This window comes from Tatumella sp. JGM94, from assembly GCF_018257595.1.
In the GTDB taxonomy this organism is placed as follows: domain Bacteria; phylum Pseudomonadota; class Gammaproteobacteria; order Enterobacterales; family Enterobacteriaceae; genus Tatumella; species Tatumella punctata.
In genome coordinates, this window is sequence record NZ_JAERJN010000013.1 from 86,557 (window position 1) to 103,336 (window position 16,780).

Genomic DNA, 16,780 nt, shown 5'->3' on the forward strand with positions numbered 1-16,780 from the left:
CCCGATTAAAAAAGGCCAGCGAGCATGCCAATACCCTGAGTAATTGTCTGTCCGTTAGCAATTGAATTTCCGGCTCTAGCCGCGCCAATCTGAGACAAATTATTCTGCACGTTGCCGGAGTATGTCCCTGCGGCTGCATTCGATGCCCCGGCAGCGCTTAAACCAACATTTACACCGCCCAGTAACTGGTTGTACCGGTCATTCAAGTAGGATTGTCCAAGCTGAGGCGCAATTGACGCCAGGCCGTTACTTGTCGCAGTTGAACCAAGTCCACCGGTCGCCTCAGCAGATGCCAACTGCTGATAGCGCGCCTGATTAGCCAGCCCCGCATATTCCGGTGAATTGTAATAATCGTTCAGCGTTCCTGACCGGTTGTTCAGTACACTATTCAGGCCTGTCAGATAAGATTGCCCTGACTGGACAAACGGCTGCAGCGTGGCGGCCTGCTGGTTGTAAATCTGTAATGCTGTTGCATTTGACTGGTTTGCCGCGTCCGTCTGAGCCTGCGCAGCCTGATTAGCGCCAGTGATTGAACCGACGACTTTTCCGATACCTTTAGCGATCCCGCCCATTTTTGAACCTCGTCATGATGATAAGGCCGCCATTGCGACCATCTGTAAACTCTGTACTTCCCCGCCACGTTTCCACAAAGCCAAATTTCCGTGCCAGATTGCAGACGTGACTACTTTCCTGAAGAATTGGCGCGCGAATGTCCCGATCTCCAATGAGTGACAGAATATCTGTCACAGCATCACGGCAATAACGCCTGTCGTCCCTTCTCATAGCCATGTGCAAATCAACGTGGCTACCAAAGTTCATACAGGCAAAAACTCCGCAGTCTCGCCATAGGAAATAATCAGCCAATACATCAGGCCATGAAGGAATACCCCATAGCCGCATAAGTCGGCACCCAGCATCCTGATTAATCTGTTGCATCTGAAATTAGCCCGTGAGTTGCAGCCATATCCTCAAGAGCTTTTACACGCTGGCGGGTTTCAATTAGCGCCTGAACAATGGCCTGTACTTCGGCTTGAGAATAGACAGCACCAACCGTATAACTCTGGTCGGCGTTGAATGCTGATTTGTTGGCGGTACCGGTTGATAGCGACCATCCGGTTTGCCGGGGGCCAATAACCTTCGTACCATTCACCGAATAAGATGATGCGACATTTAGCGGCCCTGCAAGGCTCTGTGATGATGTGGCACTTTTTGATAGATAATCACCCGATATTTTGTCAATGTCTTCCCTGTCAGCCTGCTGAGCGGTTCCTAGCGATGAAATATCGTCAGTGTTCTTAGTTATTCGCGACTCATGGTCTTGCAGCTCAGTTTCATTGTCTGAAATTCGCTTTTCATGATCGGTCAACTCAGTTTCTGCGGCCGCTATTCTTTTCTCATGGTCTGCCAGTTCAGCTTCGGCAGCCTGTAACCGCTTTTCATGGTCTGCCAGCTCCGTTTCTGCTGCGGTAAGGCGCTTTTCGTGGTCAGCTAATTCAATATCCTGCTCATCGTTTTTCACCTGAGCATCATAAGCGCCATTACCCGCCTCATTCGCTTTTCCGGCTACATTCCCGAGGTCAGACCCTTGCTGTATTACATAAAGTGAATACGGCTGGCTAAATCCCTGCGGGAGTAGCGTTGCATCGATTCGTGAGGCCTGTACATTTACCGGCGTTTGTAGCGATGTATCAGCCATTATTCCAGCCTTACCTGACACCCTGACAAGGTCACAGGAGAAGTGGTTATGATTCGCACCTTCACGCCCACATTCTTACGGATGCGTCCGAACCTGCGCCACAAAACGCGCCGGTCATATACGAATGGCGAATTTTGTTCAATCATCTGCTCACGACCGAAATTAATGCCATCAGTCGTTGCGGATAAAAACAGCCGGTCGGCGACCTGAGCAACACCGGTCGATGCCTCAAGCTCAAAATCGAATACCCGCATGTTGTCGGCTTTGAATAGCGGCGTGTAAAGCAGGTGCTCCTGCTGGGCGACATATTGTGCGGATGATGAAAAATTAAGCTGCCCGGTCACTGATTCCGTTTTATCGCCACACGTAATCTGATTTCCTTCAAACATAAAATCTATGCTGCGATGCGGTGAGTCGTAGAGCCCTGTTTTCAGTATGCTCCACTGGGGTCCGTTGCTGCTGGACGATGCGTCATAGCAGAGAACGTGATCGGGCAAATGGATGAGCATCAGCTCATGACCATCGAATCGCAGTGTTTCCATGATTGAAGATGCAAGATCGGACGCTGAATAGCTGCGAAGAACCTTCTCAATACTGGATGTAGCAATAGGCGTGGCAGAGCCCTGACTGATGGCGTAAACCGAAGGTGCTCCACTGGACGGGTTGCTAATGAACGCATGAGAGTCACCGAACTTACACTTGCAACGCGTACCGGCAATGCCCTTCTGCACCATCAATGATGGCTGGGATACGTAAATTGCAGCACTGGTGTCTGTCGAACCAGTAAGAGAAAAATACTCGATCGTGGCAGAGCCAAACATCACTGCGAAGTCACGCCATGTGTCACAGGCAAGGATTCCATCAGGCTGACTTTCTGCGGTATAGAACGGGCGATACTGGTCAGGGTGTGATTCGTCCTCAAGGTCAGTTACTCCGAAGTCCTGAGAGCCGTCTTTTACCCACAGATAACGACCACGCAGTCGGCACACATCACGAACTGAACCGATATCGTACTGAGCATAGGTCACATCCCCTACAGTCGACGGCCAGTTCTGCAGCGTTTTGGTGGTCCCGTCATAGCGATAAAGAGTGAGTGCTCCATTAGCGGCCACTGCCTCACTTGTTGCTGAATGGGCCATGCTTACCCTGCCAGAACCGGATACATCACCTACCTGCGACTGCCCGCGATACAGTTTGTTTCCCAGAACCCGATATACGACAGATTCGTGAGTATTAAACTGTACGCCCCTGGACAGGCCAGCCACATCATCACGCTTATCAATGCCCGGAAAAGACCGGAGATACCCACTGGAGTTCAACACCTCTTTCGGTGTCACCAGCATATTGACCGGAATCTCATCAATATAATCAGCGTTAGCCGGACTCTTCGCTATCCCCTTCATCAGGGGTAACTGTTGGATTGGCATTCTGTTTCCCCGGGTAGAAATTCCAGTTATTGAGAGTCGAAAGCCGGTTACCGGAGCCAACGGGCATTCTCTGAGGGTATGAATATCCGATACTGGCAGCACGACTAATGGCAGTGGATTTCATCAGCCGTTCTTTTCCGTAACGGGCAGTCATTACCACTTTGTCAGCTGGCGTAACCACATAATCAGGTGCGATGCGAAGCGCCAGGTTATGAACCACAGCACTAACGGAGCTGGACCGCATACCGTGATCGTCACCTTCTGCCGGCGGGTTATCATCATCAGCAAAAACATAGCCAGTAATGATCCCCTGACCATCCTGATACCACTCAGACATCATCATTTCGAGGTCATCAACGGCGTCTTCCATTGATTGAGGCTCAACGTCTGTCAGTGTGGCATCAGAAGCAATACCCAGCTTTCGCAGCGCGGCTCGAACAATGTCGCCTTTAGTCTGAGTCTGAGTCAGCATCAGTAACCGCCTTAGCCTTGCGGCGACCTGGCTTATCAAGCAGTTTTGACGGGTGGTCAAGCCAGCCGTCTTTTACGTGCTTTTCCACTTCGGTGTGATCCACCACTTTAACGTGTGCCATGACACCCCATACCTTGCACGGGCCGCCAGGCTTATAAACTGCGGTATCCATATCAGCCTCACGAAAAGGGGCCTAAGCCCCATTAATTAAACAGCCGTGATTAAGCCGCGGTCTGACCCGCCAGGCCAACACCGATTGCTTCCGGACGGGTTGCATTCACGCCATACCAGAGTGCGATACGGCATTTGCCGGTCAGCGTTGCAATGTCACCCTGAGTCGCCATGATGCCGCTCACACCTACGCCCGGAATATCAAACGCAGTCGTTTTCATGCCAGCAAACAGGTCGCTGTTAGCTGGGATCGGCTGAGACACGATACGAATCGAATCATCAGCCCAGAAAACGTTAGTTTTGGCTGTGGCCACGTTCAGGATATTGATAGCGGTAGTGTCTGCCAGCGTGGTGTTAACGTTGGCGTAAGCGCGTTGTTCCGGTGACAGGTTAGTGTCGTTGAGGGCTACCGGCTTCGGCGTGATTTCCAGATGGGTACCGTCAACCACGTTAACCACTGAGAATGTCGCATCATCGGTCAGGACGTTCTTAGCCATCTGGCCGAGGAATTTCACACCGGCAAACGAGATTTTATCTCCGCGCTTAAATCCTGTTGTGCTGGACACAGCGACGGTGGCGAAACGGTTATCAACGTTGGTTTTGTTACCATCGTTATCCAGCTTCCACGCCTGAGGCGCGAACGACTGAGCACCGGAAACAGTAACACCAGTTGCGGTTGATGCGTTCAGCGTTGGCAGTTTAGGGGAGCGCATAACGTCATCAAACCCGGCAACCTGCCGCTGAATGGTTCCTGATTTGTAAGCGTCTTCCGGTACGTTACCGAAAATATCGCGGCCAACCAGGTTGTATCCAGCCTTACGGTAGTCATCAGGATTGAAGAACCATGACAGTCCGGCATCGCGGTTAAGTTCACGGCTGAACATCAACGCTTCAGCATGGGCAACAAAGTCCCAGCCTTTGGATGAATCACCGTTGATCTGCGCAGGGTCAGTTACAACCAGTGAACCCATATCAGCTGCCATGTTGGCAATTTTCAGCTCAAGGTTGTTCGCCAATTTACGCGCTGAAGCCTGAATGCGGCGGCGATAGCTGGTTTCATCACGTAGGTCATCGGCACGCAGAGCGAAATAATCGTTATCCGGGTCGCCCAGGTTAACCGCAACGCTCAGCTCTTCAATGCCGGTTTCTTTGCCGGTCAGGTCCCATCCTTCCTGACTTGGTGACTCCTGCTCTACCGGCATCCAGACCGTGTTACTGGAACGCTGCATTGACGCGGCTGGCGGGGTGTATTTGGTTGCTTTCTGCGCCATTGGCGTCAGGTTTTCGACGGTGTTGATCACCTCGTCGATAGCATAGGTTACTAACTGACCTTCATTAAGAGCCATTATCGGATTCCTTTAAGTTTTGCTTTCAGTTTGCGGTAAGTCTCCGTGTCACCGCTGCTGGCCGCTTTATCCATCTGCTTTTGCAGAGATTCACGGTTTGCAGCTGTAACATCGCCGGACACAGCTTCATCAGCCGGCGGCGCTTTCGAGACAGGTTTACCGCGAGGTTTAATCGTGAGTTTTGCATCGAGTCGGGCCAGTTCAATGAGGGCTTGCTGGCCGTCCATTGCTACGATCTGGCGTAACTTCTCCGGGTTAGCACCCAGGTGGTACATAATTGCCGCTGACTTTTCAGGAAACAGACGCATGATTTCGGTATCGATACCCTCAGGTACCAGCGACCGGAAGCTGTCTTCTTTCTCCTGGTAATCAGGAAGGTTGAGTTTCTCTGCCGCATCGTAGTGTTTGCGTACTGCCTCGACCGTCTGCGTTGAACTTTGCGTGTACTCCTGCGTTTTACGACCCTGCTCTGCGACTGCATTGCTGCGGGCATCCTGAGCCTTAATCAGCCAGTCGTTGTTAGCCTGACTGAATGCTGCAAGTGCCCGCGTCTGGTCGTATCCGTATTTCTCCAGACCTTCATCCGACAGGTACTGATTGATGTCAGGCTGTGGTGGCAGGTCGGGGTTAACACGCAAATCCTCCGGCACTTCACCACGTCGAACAGCTTCAATCTGTTGTTCAATTTCACGCTGGCGCTTACGCTCAATACGCGCCTGAGCAAACTTAGCGTTGGTTGCCGGGTCTTGTTTCTGCTTGTTCTCGTCGTCACCCAGAACAATCTCGAAGCCCTCATCCTGACCTTCGCCACCGTTGGCATTACCGGTTAGCTGACTATCATCAAGTGCCGCTTGCTGATCGCCGGGCAGGGTTTGTTCTTCAGTTGCCTGAATATCGTCGGTATTACTCATGATTCACCTCATGGAAGGGATAAGGTTACTCGCCAGGAATGGCGGAAGGTTGCTGATTCTGTTGCTGCGGAACCGGTTGTTGCTGACTCTGCTGTTGCAGGAGGTTGGCAATATCGAGTTGCTGTCCGTGATGCTGCTGGTTAGCTTTCAGCATCTGGTCTGCATCGTTATGTGCCGCGGTATTCTGTTTCTGGTACCAGTCAGACAGGACACTGAGCGCATCCCGTAGTGACTTGTCGTTAAGTGATTTAGCGTTCGCCAGTGCCTGGACTGCCTGAGCCTGAGTTAACTGCGCCTGCTGCTGCGCGGTGTAAGCTTTAATCTGCAGGTCCTGCTGCTGGTTCTGCGCTTTCATCTGTTCGGCCTGACCTTGCGCCAGTACGCCCTGAGCCTGAACCATTGCCGGATCAGGTTGATTCTGTTGCTGCTGTTGCGCTTCCTGTAACCACTGCTGTTCCTCTGCGGTTTCAGGCTGTTTGAGTCCCTGAATAACCAGCTGCTTATTGGCGTAGTCACGGGTGATTTCGATACCCTTTCCATCCAGCAATGTCAGATACTGCAACAGCAATACGTTCCAGACCTGCTGTGACGGGTCAATCTGTCCGAGCAATTCTTTCAGTTCAGCGCGGTGCTGCTCTTTCATTGACTGGAATGACGGGCCAACATCGGTATAGCACTCAAACCGGCCACTGATATCGTTCAGTACTACTGTCTGCCCGGATGCCACATCTACCACGCTGGTCATCGTCTGGACTGTCTTCTCTTCGCCATCCGGCAGTGTCATGGTGACCGTGCGCGGAACGTCGTATATATCACTGACCATTGATGCGTAAATCTCACCGTCACGGCGCGTCGCAGTAGCCAGATTGTCCTGAAACACGAATGTTTGCAGATCTGAGCGCATGTTTAACTGGTTAACAGTATCGAAAGCTACCTGGCCATTAGCTGCTGAATTATCAACTCCCAGATCGGCAACCTGCTGTACTGCATCAGATGCAGCCTGGAGTGCGTACTGGTTGGCAGGTGGTATCTCCGGATCATCCAGATAACCAATGGCACCGAGCGGTAAATCACTGCTGCTCTCGTCGGTTCGGTTCTGCAGGTAGTACGGGTAATCAGCGTCACCCGAATACATATACTCGTAACCTTCAATCTGCTCAGGGTAAAAAATAGGCTTCTTGCGAGGGTTACGGGCCACAATATCGGCGTTGAAGCTCATGATCATATTGCGCAGGCGCTGGCCGTCTTTCGTCAGCCGGACAATACCCTCATAAACTTCCTTGTCCTCGACAAATCCCCATTCACCGAATACCGGCACGATCGGCAGGTGCTCACCGGCAATAAGTTGCTTATCCTTCAGGATGGCAGACGATGACAGGATGGTTTTGTACACCCGTGAACGCTTGATTTTACGCTCACCGATTTTCTTCATGCCACGGTCGGCCAGCATGTCGATGACGTTCTGAATATCACGCTTGAAGTAACTCACCGGCTCACCGGTCAGCGGGTCTTCGTAGATAAACGCGATCTCTTTTTTCTCGACGACCTCGTAATATTCAGCAATGTGAATGACGTTGTTTGTCATCCAGGGAAACAGCCAGTCATTCGGAGACTGGAATGACGGAATATCGGTGGCATCAAGGCCAAACTCTTCAGCAAATGATTCCCAGCCATCCTGTGACAGTGCGCTAATCACGGTGACGTGCTTTGCGTCTGACTTATCCTGCTGCTTTGCATTGGCATCCCAGATAACGTGCGAACACGCCTCATGAATCGGTACGCGCCGGATAACCTGGTTATTGCTGGTCGGGTCCTCGTCTTCGTACTCAGTGACGATACGCCAGGCACCAATTCCACATTCGATCTGCTCCTTTACTGCCACGTTAACCGATGTCTTAGCGGTGTTATGTCGCATGTCGGTGCGGTACATACCCATCAGGATTTCAGCAGCGTTCGGGTCGGCGTTGTCCTTAGGCCGGAACAGCACATCAATCGGGTTCTGGCGCATTTCGGCAACCAGTTTCCGCACGACCGGGCGCACGATATCGAACTGGCCACGGTATTGCAGGGTAGTGTATTTGGTCAGCCAGTCATCCCATTGCGATACGCGACTGAAAAATAAATCGTTTTTCGCTTCGGTTCTGGCTTCTTCGCTGGCAGTCCAGTCCCGGTCAAACTTACCGAGAATGTCATCCAGTCTGTCGTTGGTGTCGGCCATTATCTTCCTCGCGAAATTGGTCTGATTGGTGCCGGTGTTTTCTTCTCTTTCGGCTTTTTGATGTCGCGCATCATTTTGGCGAACCGGCGCATCATGTAGCCGTAGCGGACTGCTGACAGAACATCGTCATTCAGTTTTACGATCTTGCCGTTCTCGTCGCGGTGGTAGAGTCGGAATTCATCAAAGAATGGTTCACATGTGTTGAACACCTTGAACCGTCCATCGAGCATCATGTCACGCATTTCAGTAATGCCGGGTTCAACAGCATTGCCGCCATCCGGCCATGTAGCGTGTTCAGGAAGCATCTGGAAACCGGCATCAGCGTATTGGGCCTTTAACTGCTCACCGCCGCCCTTTTCATGCTGATTGCCATCGTGTGGCCACGCGGTGGGGATTTTATTAGCCCATGACTTAACAGCGCCCCATGCCTGTACTGCGGTTTTCTCTTTGTCCTTCCAGACGCGTGAAACATAAATCGTGTCGGCGTCTTTATCCCACCACAATTGCACCTGTGCCTGCGGGTGATCCCAGCCAAAGTCCATTGCATCGATAACATAGAAATGGTCAGGGCATTCGAACGGATGACACTTGATGGTTTCTTCGGGTATCTGAAATATTCGCCCGCTACCCATCGTCGGAATACCGCGGGCACGGGCTTCGCGCTCATGCTCAGGGTAAGAAGCGATGATTTGCTCTTTCTGCTCTTCGGAGTAGTGATCTGCATCGTAGATGGTCATGTTGACCACCTTCTGCATTTTGCTCGGGTTCTTCAGGAACTTCGTGACAACATCAGACATTCCCATCAGCGGGGTGAATGTCAGCAGTGAGAACTGGCCGTATTTGTTGGTACGGGTCAGTCCTTCGCCGTAGATGCTGTACGGCGGCTCTTCATCGAACCAGACACCGTGAATGGTGTCACCCTGCCAGCGGGCACGACCCTGCGAGTACGGCTTGAAATAGCAAATTGATATGCCGTCTTCAACACCCTCAGCTGTGTGATGCTTTATCAGCAGGTGGTCGACCAGATTCGGATAAAACGGCGATTTCTTCCAGCTGATGATGTCTTCTTTCGGAATAGAGCCATAACCCGGCTCGTCATTTTCTTCGATACGGCCACACAGAATACGCTGAGTGGTTTTGGTTACTGTCTCGTTAGTCTCACCGCCAACCCAGAACACCACCGGCTCATAGAATCGCTTGCCGCCCCACTCACCACCGTAAGAGCCGTCAGCGGGATAACCTTTGGTTCCCGGGTATCGGCCGGTCAGATGGAATGCCACCTCAGCACCACCGGAATATGATTTACCCAACTGGTTACCGGCCATGAAACATCGCTCGGTAAAGTCGTGGCCGGCATCAATAAATTCACGCTGCTTTCCGTAGGGGTGGTATTCAAATAACTGGTGGGTCCTGCGGTATTGCTCTTCTTCTTCCAGAAGCTCAAGCAGCTCTATCTGCTCGTCCTCTGAAAGTTCATCAAGCATCGTTTCGCTTACCACGGCTCAGTAACTCCTGTATTCGGGAGCGACGCTTATCGCGGTCCCCCTTATCAGGCGTCACGTCCTCGACTTGCGATTGCTCTTTTAAGCCCAGATCCCGGGCGATGATGTTTGCGTTAAGCAGGTCAGCAGCGGCACCAGAGAACTTCTGGTCGTAGATGATTTCCTCCGCTCGCGTGGTGACCGTAATAAAATCTTCACGTGCCTTGTAAGTGGCCCATGTTTGACGGGTTATATCGAGGAAGATAATCAGGCCTGTCAGTGTCATTGCCCGCATCTTAGCGATGGGCTCCTGCGTTACCTCTCCCTGATATGAGAATGCTTTCATTTCCCACAGCGGGTTAGCTTCAACCCATTCGAAGTATTCACAGCAGGCTGTCCACAGCGCATCGGGGGATTCGAACTTAGGATTACGCCCATGACTACTGCGGGCCTCCCAGAATCGGTTACCCTTTGGTGCTGCCATACAGAACATTCCTCTACACATAAAAATACCAGCCCCGGTAATCTGGTGACTGGCTTGGATGAAATCATATATAAAACTCTGTTAAGGCCACAATCATGATGACCTTTGCAGAATTTTATAAATCAGGATTGTGCGATAACACCCGCTGCCCGAAGTTGGGTCAGCGTGTCGTTCAGCTTAGCCGCTACGTTGTTAATCGCCGTTTGGGATGTAGGGAAGTCAGTTGCTGTTTGTGTGCCGATATTGGCTACTGCCGCACCTTGCTTAACCCCGCCCAGCGCAGAAGAAGTGGCGGAAGTTAGTGTATACGCGGGCCCCGCTGGGCCTGCTGGCCCGGTCGCGCCAGTATCACCCTTATCACCTTTCGGCCCTTTATCATCATTATCTGCTGTGTACTTCGCTTCAAAGTCAGCTTTGCTCAGATACAGAATTTCGCCGTGCTGACTGTTAAACAGGTAACCACCGACCTGAGGCTTGAACGTTGCAGCAAAGGCAGCAGAGATATATTGGTCGTTGTATGCGCCATCAAACGATACAAGGCCAGAGCCGTCGTTAGCGTACACGATGGATGCAATCGGCAGTGCGCGAATGTAGATGCCGACAGAGTCTTTGTAGAGCGGCCATTGAGGGATGTAATTTGGATTAGACATAACTTTCTCTTTAGTTTTGCTTATGAATGAACGATATTATTTACCCACATAATTACAGAGGAATTATTATGACAATTACTTTCTTAGATAAATATTTGAGGACAGTTAAGAATCACAATGTAACTTTAACGATGAAATCACAGGATTTACTCACCTTCATCAATAGTTACCTAACTGACTTATCAGTACCATCTGAAGCAATCAGTGTTGTGAATGAGACTCAGGAAAAGTACATCCTTTTCCCTCCTTTTAACCTCAAGCTAATATGTAAAAATCGACTGGTATTTTCAGATCACGAACCATTCCAAGAAATAAGTTTCGTTATCAGTAATGAGCCTGAAATAGAGGTCATCAAGGTTTTTTTCAGTGTTGAAGGTAGGGCTCACCTTAATCACGTTCCGGAACCAAACGATGTAGGGTTTGAACTGATATTCCCTGATAGAGCAAAGGAAATTTTAGATAACATCCTACAAAGACTTTATGACTTAGACTTAATAACAGCAAAAAATTTGGATTAAAAATATTTAAATAATCACAATCGAGGCCACCGCAGTGATGGCCTCTGTTCTGATTACTTTTTCACGCTGACAGCTTTAGCGAAGTCGATAGCCAGCTCTTTGTATTCAGCGCCGAATCGTTCGGTTAGCTCTTTAACGATGTCGTAGAACTGGCCGAGGTCACGTTCTACAGTTGCTACAATGCCGGCACCTGAATTTTCTGCAGGGTCAACCGCTGCAGGCTGCACAACTTCTGGCTGTGATGCTACTGAACTCACTGCGACTGGTTGTCCTGCTACTGCGGCATCAATTACTGGTTCGGTCATTTTCTCTTTCTCTCTGTTAAACAGGCTGATTAGCCACTGGATGAATTTCATTGTCGTTGCCTCTGTCAGGCCGGCAGTCAGCAGTCGTCGTCAGGCTTTGCGACAGAACGACAAGCGAACATGCAGGCTTTTTGCATTTCTGTTTTAGCCATGGCAATCCAGCGAGGATCGGCTCCCGTTTCTTTTGCGGTATCAAGAAGGTTCAGGAAGTGGCGACTCACATCTTTCAGTCGGTTCATGACCTGAATATCACCCTCCGATAAAGTCCGGTAACCTTTAACTGTGGTGCCGTCTTGCGGCTTTGCTTCACTCATTAATAAGTACTCCTTATGAATTTTATTTGGTGATTTCCCTGATATAAGCCTGCAGGCCGTTAATCTGTGCAGTGGCCTGGTTCAGTTGGCTGCGGAGGGTGTAATAATTTTGTCGAGCGTCTGGATCGAGTTCGGCGCTGGCTGCATTAACGCTGCCGGAGGCGGTACCGGTTTTGAACACTCCTGCTGGACATAGTGCTTTGACGCGCAGCCGGACAGCACCAGAGTCAACGCTGTTGCGCAGAGAGCTGATTTCATCGTCTTTCGCCTTTATGGTTTTCTGATACTGGTTGTCGATGTCAGAGACAGCTTTCTGCTGTGCCTGCATCGTGTTGATAGTTTTCAGCCGGGAGTCGGCCAGGGATGATTGCTGCTGTGACGTTGCTTTCCACTCATTCGCTGAATGCCGGTAGTGATTCATCAGGCTTACAACGCTGAGAAGGATTCCGGCCAGCAAAGTGATCAGCACATAACGCCAGTTTGCGAGTAGCCAAATCATTGAGCCCCCCACATGCAGACTTCACGCTCAACCTGCCGGCGGTTCATCAGGCCAGTGGATTTAGTCCGGCCAATATACACCCAGCGGGTGAGCGAGTTACAGGCCTCGGTATAATGACCGGCGTTGAGCTCACGCAGTAACGATGACCGGGAGAAATTACCGGCCCCCACGTTAAACACGAAACTGGTCAGAGCGGCTTCCTGCATTTCATTCATCGGGACTTTTACATTTCGGGTTACGGCATTGTTTGCCGTCCTGAGGTCAGCTTTCAGGAACGCATCGCATTGCGCATCAGTGTATCGATGCCCAGGAATAACATCAGGACCGGTATGCCCGGTGCATACTGTCCATACCCCGCCACCGTCCCGGTATGGGATGTACTCTGTATTCTCCAACGCCGGTAAAAATACCGATGCAATGGCAATAACACCTCCACCGGCGGCCGTAATCAGCTTCTTTCGGAGTGAAGGTGATATGGCCATGGTCAGTCACCTTCTGGCGGTGCGCTGGGGATTCCCCGGGCAATCGAGTCTTTATAGGCTTTCAGCGTCTGGCTTTTGTACCAGGCATTCACCAGTAGTGTTGCGACACCTACGATGATCCCGCTGATAACGGCTATCTTGTTCCAGTCGAGGTCATTGATCCATTGGGCCACGCTACCTCCGCAGACAAGTGTGCCGGACACGCAATAGCTTGCTGCCGATGCAATTTTGTCGGGCATGATATTTATCTTCATGGGTTCCACCTTTGCTTGAGAAAAGCTCGGTGCTGTGTGTAGGGATTCACCCTGTGCCGTTAACGCTACAGTCAGAGAGGGTGTTTTAACGGGTCGTCGATTGGCAGAGGGTGAAATTTGGACATAAAAAAACCGTAAATACGGGTTATATTGTTGGTGGTTAATATACTGAGGCGATTTTATGTATTTAGCAGAAAATGATTTCCCTGTGTCAGTCAGGACCATCAACACTAAAAACCACGCCAATGAAGACTATGTCGTGTTCTCCCATTGCGGCCAGTCACTTCTGAAGATTAGCAAGAGTGATTGGTGCAAGTTTACTCCAAACCCTTCCCTAAACACGCTGTGTACTTCACCTCTATTTCAAGAAATACTCTATAAAGATATATATCGGGTCCAACAGAGCATATTAAAAAAGGGAGGAGATAAAAGGATTTTTAACATCATAAGGACTTATATGGCAATGGACGTTTTGAACCATATTGAAAGTGATGAATACATCAGTTTACTGGTTCAAATTGCCACTACTACCGAAACAAACGAAAAAAGCCCCGCGGGTTAGGCGAGGCTTAATGTTGGCTTGCTCTGTTCGCTTTTACGCTCCGAGCTTACAGTAAATATACCTGACCGCTTGCCCAATCAATTTAGCTATTCGTGCTTTATGCTGCAATTTGTGGAATTTCTTTCCTCATTTCACGCTGTGCAGCATAAAACATTTCTCCTTCAAGGATATTTTCAGCCCATTCTAACCTGTTGCGTGACTCCTTTGGAGTGGTACCGGACAGATAAGACAGCGACCGCTGAATGTCTTGCGAGCTTTTGCACTTACAGTACCGTAATCTGGCTACAGACCGGATCGGGTTATCCCGTCCGAATGTCTTTGTCATTACGCGCTCTACAAAGTCAGCATCATCGGATTCTTTGGCGAGAGAGATGATGTTGGCTGCGGATGACTGAGGGACTATCAGGTCGCGTGCCTTGCGGTAAAGTTCATCGCCGCGCAGACCTCCGCAGTAGAGCTGAGACACAACTTTTTCTATCTGCCTGCCCTTCTGCTCGCTCCACTCACAACGCATCATCAGTCGGCCAATGACGCTCACCTGACCCCGTTCATATTCCTCATTGCCGAGGTGCTGTCCCCACAGGTTAAGCATGTGTCTTATCCACCCCCGCTGCGATTCGTTTATGGTTTTCCAGCCGTTGCCGAACAGGCGGCGCATATCGGCGGCGGACCGGACAGAAGATATCTTTACCACTAACCGGTAGTCGTGCTCAATTCGCATGTTTTCTTCTCCGTTTCTTTCCAGGCTGGGCCGGATAACTGTGTGGGGTTTTGTACTGGACTGTCGGAGTGATCGGGGTGAAGTGGTTGAGTAATCGGGTTAGCCAGGTCATAACTTATCCATCTCCTTTGTGATCGCTTTGTATGCCCGAAGAACATGCGTACTCTTTCCAATTATCGTTATCTGGAATGTCAGACCGAGAGAAATCCATGACCGGACCGGAGCGGAAAATAAACCTGCATCAGCAACCTTTTTGGCTTTGCTTAACTGCCAGAAAGGTCCTGTAATCCAAATTCGAGGTAATTGGCCTTCGCCGACATACTGAATTTTCATACTTCCTCCCGCTGTTTAATCAGCTCTCTGGTTTTCTTCCTGTAACGCGCCCTGATGGCTTCCAGCTCTTCTCTGGTGTATCGGTGTGGCTCATTGTTGTTTTCGAGCGCCTCGACCCGCTCAGTGCCGATTTTGGCTATCAGATTGAGACGGTACGGACCGATATTTCCGGAGTGATGGGTATTACAGGCTGAACATTGGCTATTACAGTTGTCCTCGTTGAACCGAAGCTGACTGGCCTTTGCCGTAGTCCGATAGTGCCCGGCGTGATAACTGACCGCCGAGCGACTGCCGCAACTGATACAAACCTCCCCGTCCCGCGCCCTGATGAAGTCGTTAAACGCCCGCTGAGTCATGTTCATCCAGTGGCTCAATGGCTTCAGGTCTGCTTTTCGCTCCCGGTGCGCTTTCCGATCGGCAATAGCCTGCCGCTCAGCCTGTTTCGCTGATTGGTGCTTGCTGTATTGGATTGCGCAGGATGGTGAGCAGACTATCTGGGTGGTGGTGCGGGGGAAGAATTTTGATTTACAGTGGCGGCAAGTTTTTGGTTTCGGCTTCTTCTGCCTGACCATCATCACCTCCCAGGTCGTAAAAGTTCGGACTCTTTGCGCTGTAAAGCTCACCACAGGTATCACAGAGCTGGTTATCAGTGGCCGGGAAGCCGCAGGCTGTGCAGTCAGTTTGCATGACACCCCCTGAGGTAACTATCCAGCAGCTTTATACGCCCAACCGATGGCATTGTGCTTTTCCGGTAAACATTGGCCCACGCCCGTGCAGGATCGGTTTTGAACTGAATTTTGTCGTTATCAATCAACCACCGGAGGTCCTGGTTTACTTTGCTGGCATGAAACCCTGTTGCTGCGACTATTTCACCGTTGGTTAACCAGCGGCCGTCCTCGAATAGGTCGAGTATCTTTTGTCGGTATGGTGTCATGCTGACCTCACCATAAGCCGTTTGCCAAAGTCCATGAGCTGATCCCGTTCAACCGTTTTGAACTGACACGAACCTGTCGGCCACGGGTGCCAGATAATCAGGAGTGACCCTTTGTTATTACCGCCGACCGGCTCACCAGTCTGCGAGGAGATAAACGCCAGGCGACCGCCGGTGATCAGCCGGATTTCACTCGCAGTTCTGACTGCTTCTTTGAACCAGCCCACCGATGTATCGGCCGGCAACAGCATCACGCAGCCAACATGGTTAAGTTCTTTCTCCTGCGCAGCCTTTTCAACGAACGGCAGAGGCGCACTGTACGGCGGGTTCATCCAGGCATAGCCGTGATTATCAACGTAGTCACCCCACTCAGTCCGGAGCGTATCCTGTTCAGCTGTGATGAACTTACGGCAAAATGCGTTATGCGGGCTGGCGGCGGCATCGAGCTGAAACTGAAATTCAGCATTGAGAGCGCGAAAGATCTCCGGAGGGGTCTGCCAGGTATCTTTGTGCTCTGCCGGTGTGTTGGATTTATCTGTCATGAGACTTCCTCAGAAAAAGGCATACAGCCTGTTTAGGATGTTCGGGTCTTTGGTCCCCGAGAATATGTGTTTGATGGCGGCGTTAATCAGTGCGCTGTACACCCTCTCGAATTTCTCCTGGTCCATACTGGCGAACGCCAGGCTTTTCGCTTCTGTCCGGACGTCACCGTTTAACCGGACTGTCTGGACATAGAAACCAGCCAGTATCGTCAGATCTTTCCGGAACCGGTCAAACTGGCTGTGTTCGTCCATATGCTCCAGGCCGGCACGATTGGCGCACCAGTGATCGAAGCAAAAGCCAAAGAAGGCCATTACCTTGCGGTGAAAAGCTGGGTTACGGGTAAGTTTGATTTCGGCGGTGTAGGTTTCACCGGTTTTGAAGCGCTGGAGTCGTTCGAGATCAGTGTCATTTGCAGGAGAGAATACGCCGCCTGAGTGTTTCACCAGGTCGAACTGCAATATT

General features: G+C 50.8%; 22 protein-coding genes. 1 reads left to right on the plus strand and 21 read right to left on the minus strand.

Annotated elements, in window-relative coordinates; translation table 11 throughout:
- Positions 1-5 precede the first annotated feature (5 nt).
- From JK216_RS10580 to JK216_RS10630, 11 genes are all read right to left on the minus strand, one after another.
- Positions 6-572: a DNA transfer protein gene (locus JK216_RS10580; RefSeq protein WP_212711874.1), complete on the minus strand. Its 567-nt coding sequence runs from the start codon at positions 570-572 to the stop codon at positions 6-8.
- 350 nt (positions 573-922) lie between these two features.
- A complete protein-coding gene (locus JK216_RS10585; protein ID WP_212711875.1) occupies positions 923-1,696 on the minus strand; it encodes a phage tail protein in 774 nt (257 codons plus the stop codon).
- Positions 1,696-3,123 (minus strand): packaged DNA stabilization protein, encoded by a 1,428-nt coding sequence (locus JK216_RS10590; RefSeq protein ID WP_212711876.1) that lies wholly within the window; start codon positions 3,121-3,123, stop codon positions 1,696-1,698. Before JK216_RS10590 ends, JK216_RS10585 begins: the two co-directional genes overlap by 1 nt.
- Positions 3,071-3,595, minus strand: a complete 525-nt coding sequence (locus tag JK216_RS10595) for a packaged DNA stabilization gp4 family protein (RefSeq protein WP_212711877.1) — start codon at positions 3,593-3,595, stop codon at positions 3,071-3,073. Before JK216_RS10595 ends, JK216_RS10590 begins: the two co-directional genes overlap by 53 nt.
- Complete coding sequence (locus JK216_RS10600) at positions 3,573-3,716, minus strand: hypothetical protein (protein ID WP_249213160.1); 144 nt, start codon at positions 3,714-3,716, stop codon at positions 3,573-3,575. Before JK216_RS10600 ends, JK216_RS10595 begins: the two co-directional genes overlap by 23 nt.
- A gap of 100 nt (positions 3,717-3,816) precedes the next feature.
- The gene (locus JK216_RS10605; RefSeq protein ID WP_212711879.1) at positions 3,817-5,112 is read right to left on the minus strand and encodes a P22 phage major capsid protein family protein; all 1,296 of its coding nucleotides are present in this window, start codon (positions 5,110-5,112) and stop codon (positions 3,817-3,819) included.
- Complete coding sequence (locus JK216_RS10610; RefSeq protein WP_212711880.1) at positions 5,112-6,023, minus strand: scaffolding protein; 912 nt, start codon at positions 6,021-6,023, stop codon at positions 5,112-5,114. The genes JK216_RS10605 and JK216_RS10610 overlap by 1 nt, the downstream gene beginning before the upstream one ends.
- A gap of 25 nt (positions 6,024-6,048) precedes the next feature.
- A complete protein-coding gene (locus JK216_RS10615; RefSeq protein WP_212711881.1) occupies positions 6,049-8,241 on the minus strand; it encodes a portal protein in 2,193 nt (730 codons plus the stop codon).
- On the minus strand, positions 8,241-9,740 hold the full coding sequence (locus JK216_RS10620; protein WP_212711882.1) for a terminase family protein: 1,500 nt from the start codon (positions 9,738-9,740) through the stop codon (positions 8,241-8,243). The genes JK216_RS10615 and JK216_RS10620 overlap by 1 nt, the downstream gene beginning before the upstream one ends.
- Positions 9,718-10,206 carry a DNA-packaging protein gene (locus JK216_RS10625; RefSeq protein ID WP_212711883.1) on the minus strand — a complete coding sequence of 163 codons (489 nt, stop codon included), beginning with the start codon at positions 10,204-10,206 and terminating at the stop codon, positions 9,718-9,720. Before JK216_RS10625 ends, JK216_RS10620 begins: the two co-directional genes overlap by 23 nt.
- A gap of 122 nt (positions 10,207-10,328) precedes the next feature.
- The gene (locus tag JK216_RS10630) at positions 10,329-10,856 is read right to left on the minus strand and encodes a head fiber protein (RefSeq protein WP_212711884.1); all 528 of its coding nucleotides are present in this window, start codon (positions 10,854-10,856) and stop codon (positions 10,329-10,331) included.
- A 68-nt stretch (positions 10,857-10,924) separates the two neighbouring features.
- Between JK216_RS10630 and JK216_RS10635 the strand changes: the two genes are divergently transcribed.
- Positions 10,925-11,374, plus strand: coding sequence for a hypothetical protein (locus tag JK216_RS10635; protein WP_212711885.1), 450 nt, complete (start codon positions 10,925-10,927; stop codon positions 11,372-11,374).
- A gap of 53 nt (positions 11,375-11,427) precedes the next feature.
- On the opposite strand, the gene JK216_RS10640 is transcribed toward JK216_RS10635, so the two are convergent.
- The 10 genes from JK216_RS10640 to JK216_RS10685 form a co-directional block, all read right to left on the minus strand.
- The gene (locus tag JK216_RS10640) at positions 11,428-11,730 is read right to left on the minus strand and encodes a hypothetical protein (protein ID WP_212711886.1); all 303 of its coding nucleotides are present in this window, start codon (positions 11,728-11,730) and stop codon (positions 11,428-11,430) included.
- A 26-nt stretch (positions 11,731-11,756) separates the two neighbouring features.
- Positions 11,757-11,993, minus strand: coding sequence for a hypothetical protein (locus JK216_RS10645; protein WP_212711887.1), 237 nt, complete (start codon positions 11,991-11,993; stop codon positions 11,757-11,759).
- Positions 11,994-12,015: 22 nt separating this feature from the next.
- Entirely contained in the window at positions 12,016-12,492 is a 477-nt protein-coding gene (locus tag JK216_RS10650; RefSeq protein ID WP_212711888.1) for a lysis protein, read from the minus strand.
- On the minus strand, positions 12,489-12,968 hold the full coding sequence (locus JK216_RS10655) for a lysozyme (RefSeq protein ID WP_212711899.1): 480 nt from the start codon (positions 12,966-12,968) through the stop codon (positions 12,489-12,491). Before JK216_RS10655 ends, JK216_RS10650 begins: the two co-directional genes overlap by 4 nt.
- Positions 12,969-12,976: 8 nt before the next feature.
- Entirely contained in the window at positions 12,977-13,228 is a 252-nt protein-coding gene (locus JK216_RS10660) for a phage holin (RefSeq protein WP_087488942.1), read from the minus strand.
- A gap of 659 nt (positions 13,229-13,887) precedes the next feature.
- Complete coding sequence (locus JK216_RS10665; RefSeq protein WP_212711889.1) at positions 13,888-14,511, minus strand: hypothetical protein; 624 nt, start codon at positions 14,509-14,511, stop codon at positions 13,888-13,890.
- A 329-nt stretch (positions 14,512-14,840) separates the two neighbouring features.
- Positions 14,841-15,419 (minus strand): recombination protein NinG, encoded by a 579-nt coding sequence (locus JK216_RS10670; protein ID WP_349290161.1) that lies wholly within the window; start codon positions 15,417-15,419, stop codon positions 14,841-14,843.
- A complete protein-coding gene (locus tag JK216_RS10675; protein ID WP_212709628.1) occupies positions 15,370-15,531 on the minus strand; it encodes a hypothetical protein in 162 nt (53 codons plus the stop codon). The genes JK216_RS10670 and JK216_RS10675 overlap by 50 nt, the downstream gene beginning before the upstream one ends.
- A gap of 243 nt (positions 15,532-15,774) precedes the next feature.
- Positions 15,775-16,317: a phage N-6-adenine-methyltransferase gene (locus JK216_RS10680; protein WP_212711890.1), complete on the minus strand. Its 543-nt coding sequence runs from the start codon at positions 16,315-16,317 to the stop codon at positions 15,775-15,777.
- 9 nt (positions 16,318-16,326) lie between these two features.
- Complete coding sequence (locus JK216_RS10685; protein WP_212711891.1) at positions 16,327-16,776, minus strand: DUF1367 family protein; 450 nt, start codon at positions 16,774-16,776, stop codon at positions 16,327-16,329.
- Positions 16,777-16,780: the final 4 nt, after the last annotated feature.

Coding starts and splice junctions, on each gene's coding strand:
- JK216_RS10580 (WP_212711874.1), bottom strand. CDS start 572: ATGGGCGGGATCGCTAAAGGTATCGGAAAAGTCGTCGGTTCAATCACT.
- JK216_RS10585 (WP_212711875.1), bottom strand. CDS start 1,696: ATGGCTGATACATCGCTACAAACGCCGGTAAATGTACAGGCCTCACGA.
- JK216_RS10590 (WP_212711876.1), bottom strand. CDS start 3,123: ATGCCAATCCAACAGTTACCCCTGATGAAGGGGATAGCGAAGAGTCCG.
- JK216_RS10595 (WP_212711877.1), bottom strand. CDS start 3,595: ATGCTGACTCAGACTCAGACTAAAGGCGACATTGTTCGAGCCGCGCTG.
- JK216_RS10600 (WP_249213160.1), bottom strand. CDS start 3,716: ATGGCACACGTTAAAGTGGTGGATCACACCGAAGTGGAAAAGCACGTA.
- JK216_RS10605 (WP_212711879.1), bottom strand. CDS start 5,112: ATGGCTCTTAATGAAGGTCAGTTAGTAACCTATGCTATCGACGAGGTG.
- JK216_RS10610 (WP_212711880.1), bottom strand. CDS start 6,023: ATGAGTAATACCGACGATATTCAGGCAACTGAAGAACAAACCCTGCCC.
- JK216_RS10615 (WP_212711881.1), bottom strand. CDS start 8,241: ATGGCCGACACCAACGACAGACTGGATGACATTCTCGGTAAGTTTGAC.
- JK216_RS10625 (WP_212711883.1), bottom strand. CDS start 10,206: ATGGCAGCACCAAAGGGTAACCGATTCTGGGAGGCCCGCAGTAGTCAT.
- JK216_RS10630 (WP_212711884.1), bottom strand. CDS start 10,856: ATGTCTAATCCAAATTACATCCCTCAATGGCCGCTCTACAAAGACTCT.
- JK216_RS10635 (WP_212711885.1), top strand. CDS start 10,925: ATGACAATTACTTTCTTAGATAAATATTTGAGGACAGTTAAGAATCAC.
- JK216_RS10640 (WP_212711886.1), bottom strand. CDS start 11,730: ATGAAATTCATCCAGTGGCTAATCAGCCTGTTTAACAGAGAGAAAGAG.
- JK216_RS10645 (WP_212711887.1), bottom strand. CDS start 11,993: ATGAGTGAAGCAAAGCCGCAAGACGGCACCACAGTTAAAGGTTACCGG.
- JK216_RS10650 (WP_212711888.1), bottom strand. CDS start 12,492: ATGATTTGGCTACTCGCAAACTGGCGTTATGTGCTGATCACTTTGCTG.
- JK216_RS10660 (WP_087488942.1), bottom strand. CDS start 13,228: ATGAAGATAAATATCATGCCCGACAAAATTGCATCGGCAGCAAGCTAT.
- JK216_RS10665 (WP_212711889.1), bottom strand. CDS start 14,511: ATGCGAATTGAGCACGACTACCGGTTAGTGGTAAAGATATCTTCTGTC.
- JK216_RS10670 (WP_349290161.1), bottom strand. CDS start 15,419: ATGATGGTCAGGCAGAAGAAGCCGAAACCAAAAACTTGCCGCCACTGT.
- JK216_RS10675 (WP_212709628.1), bottom strand. CDS start 15,531: ATGCAAACTGACTGCACAGCCTGCGGCTTCCCGGCCACTGATAACCAG.
- JK216_RS10680 (WP_212711890.1), bottom strand. CDS start 16,317: ATGACAGATAAATCCAACACACCGGCAGAGCACAAAGATACCTGGCAG.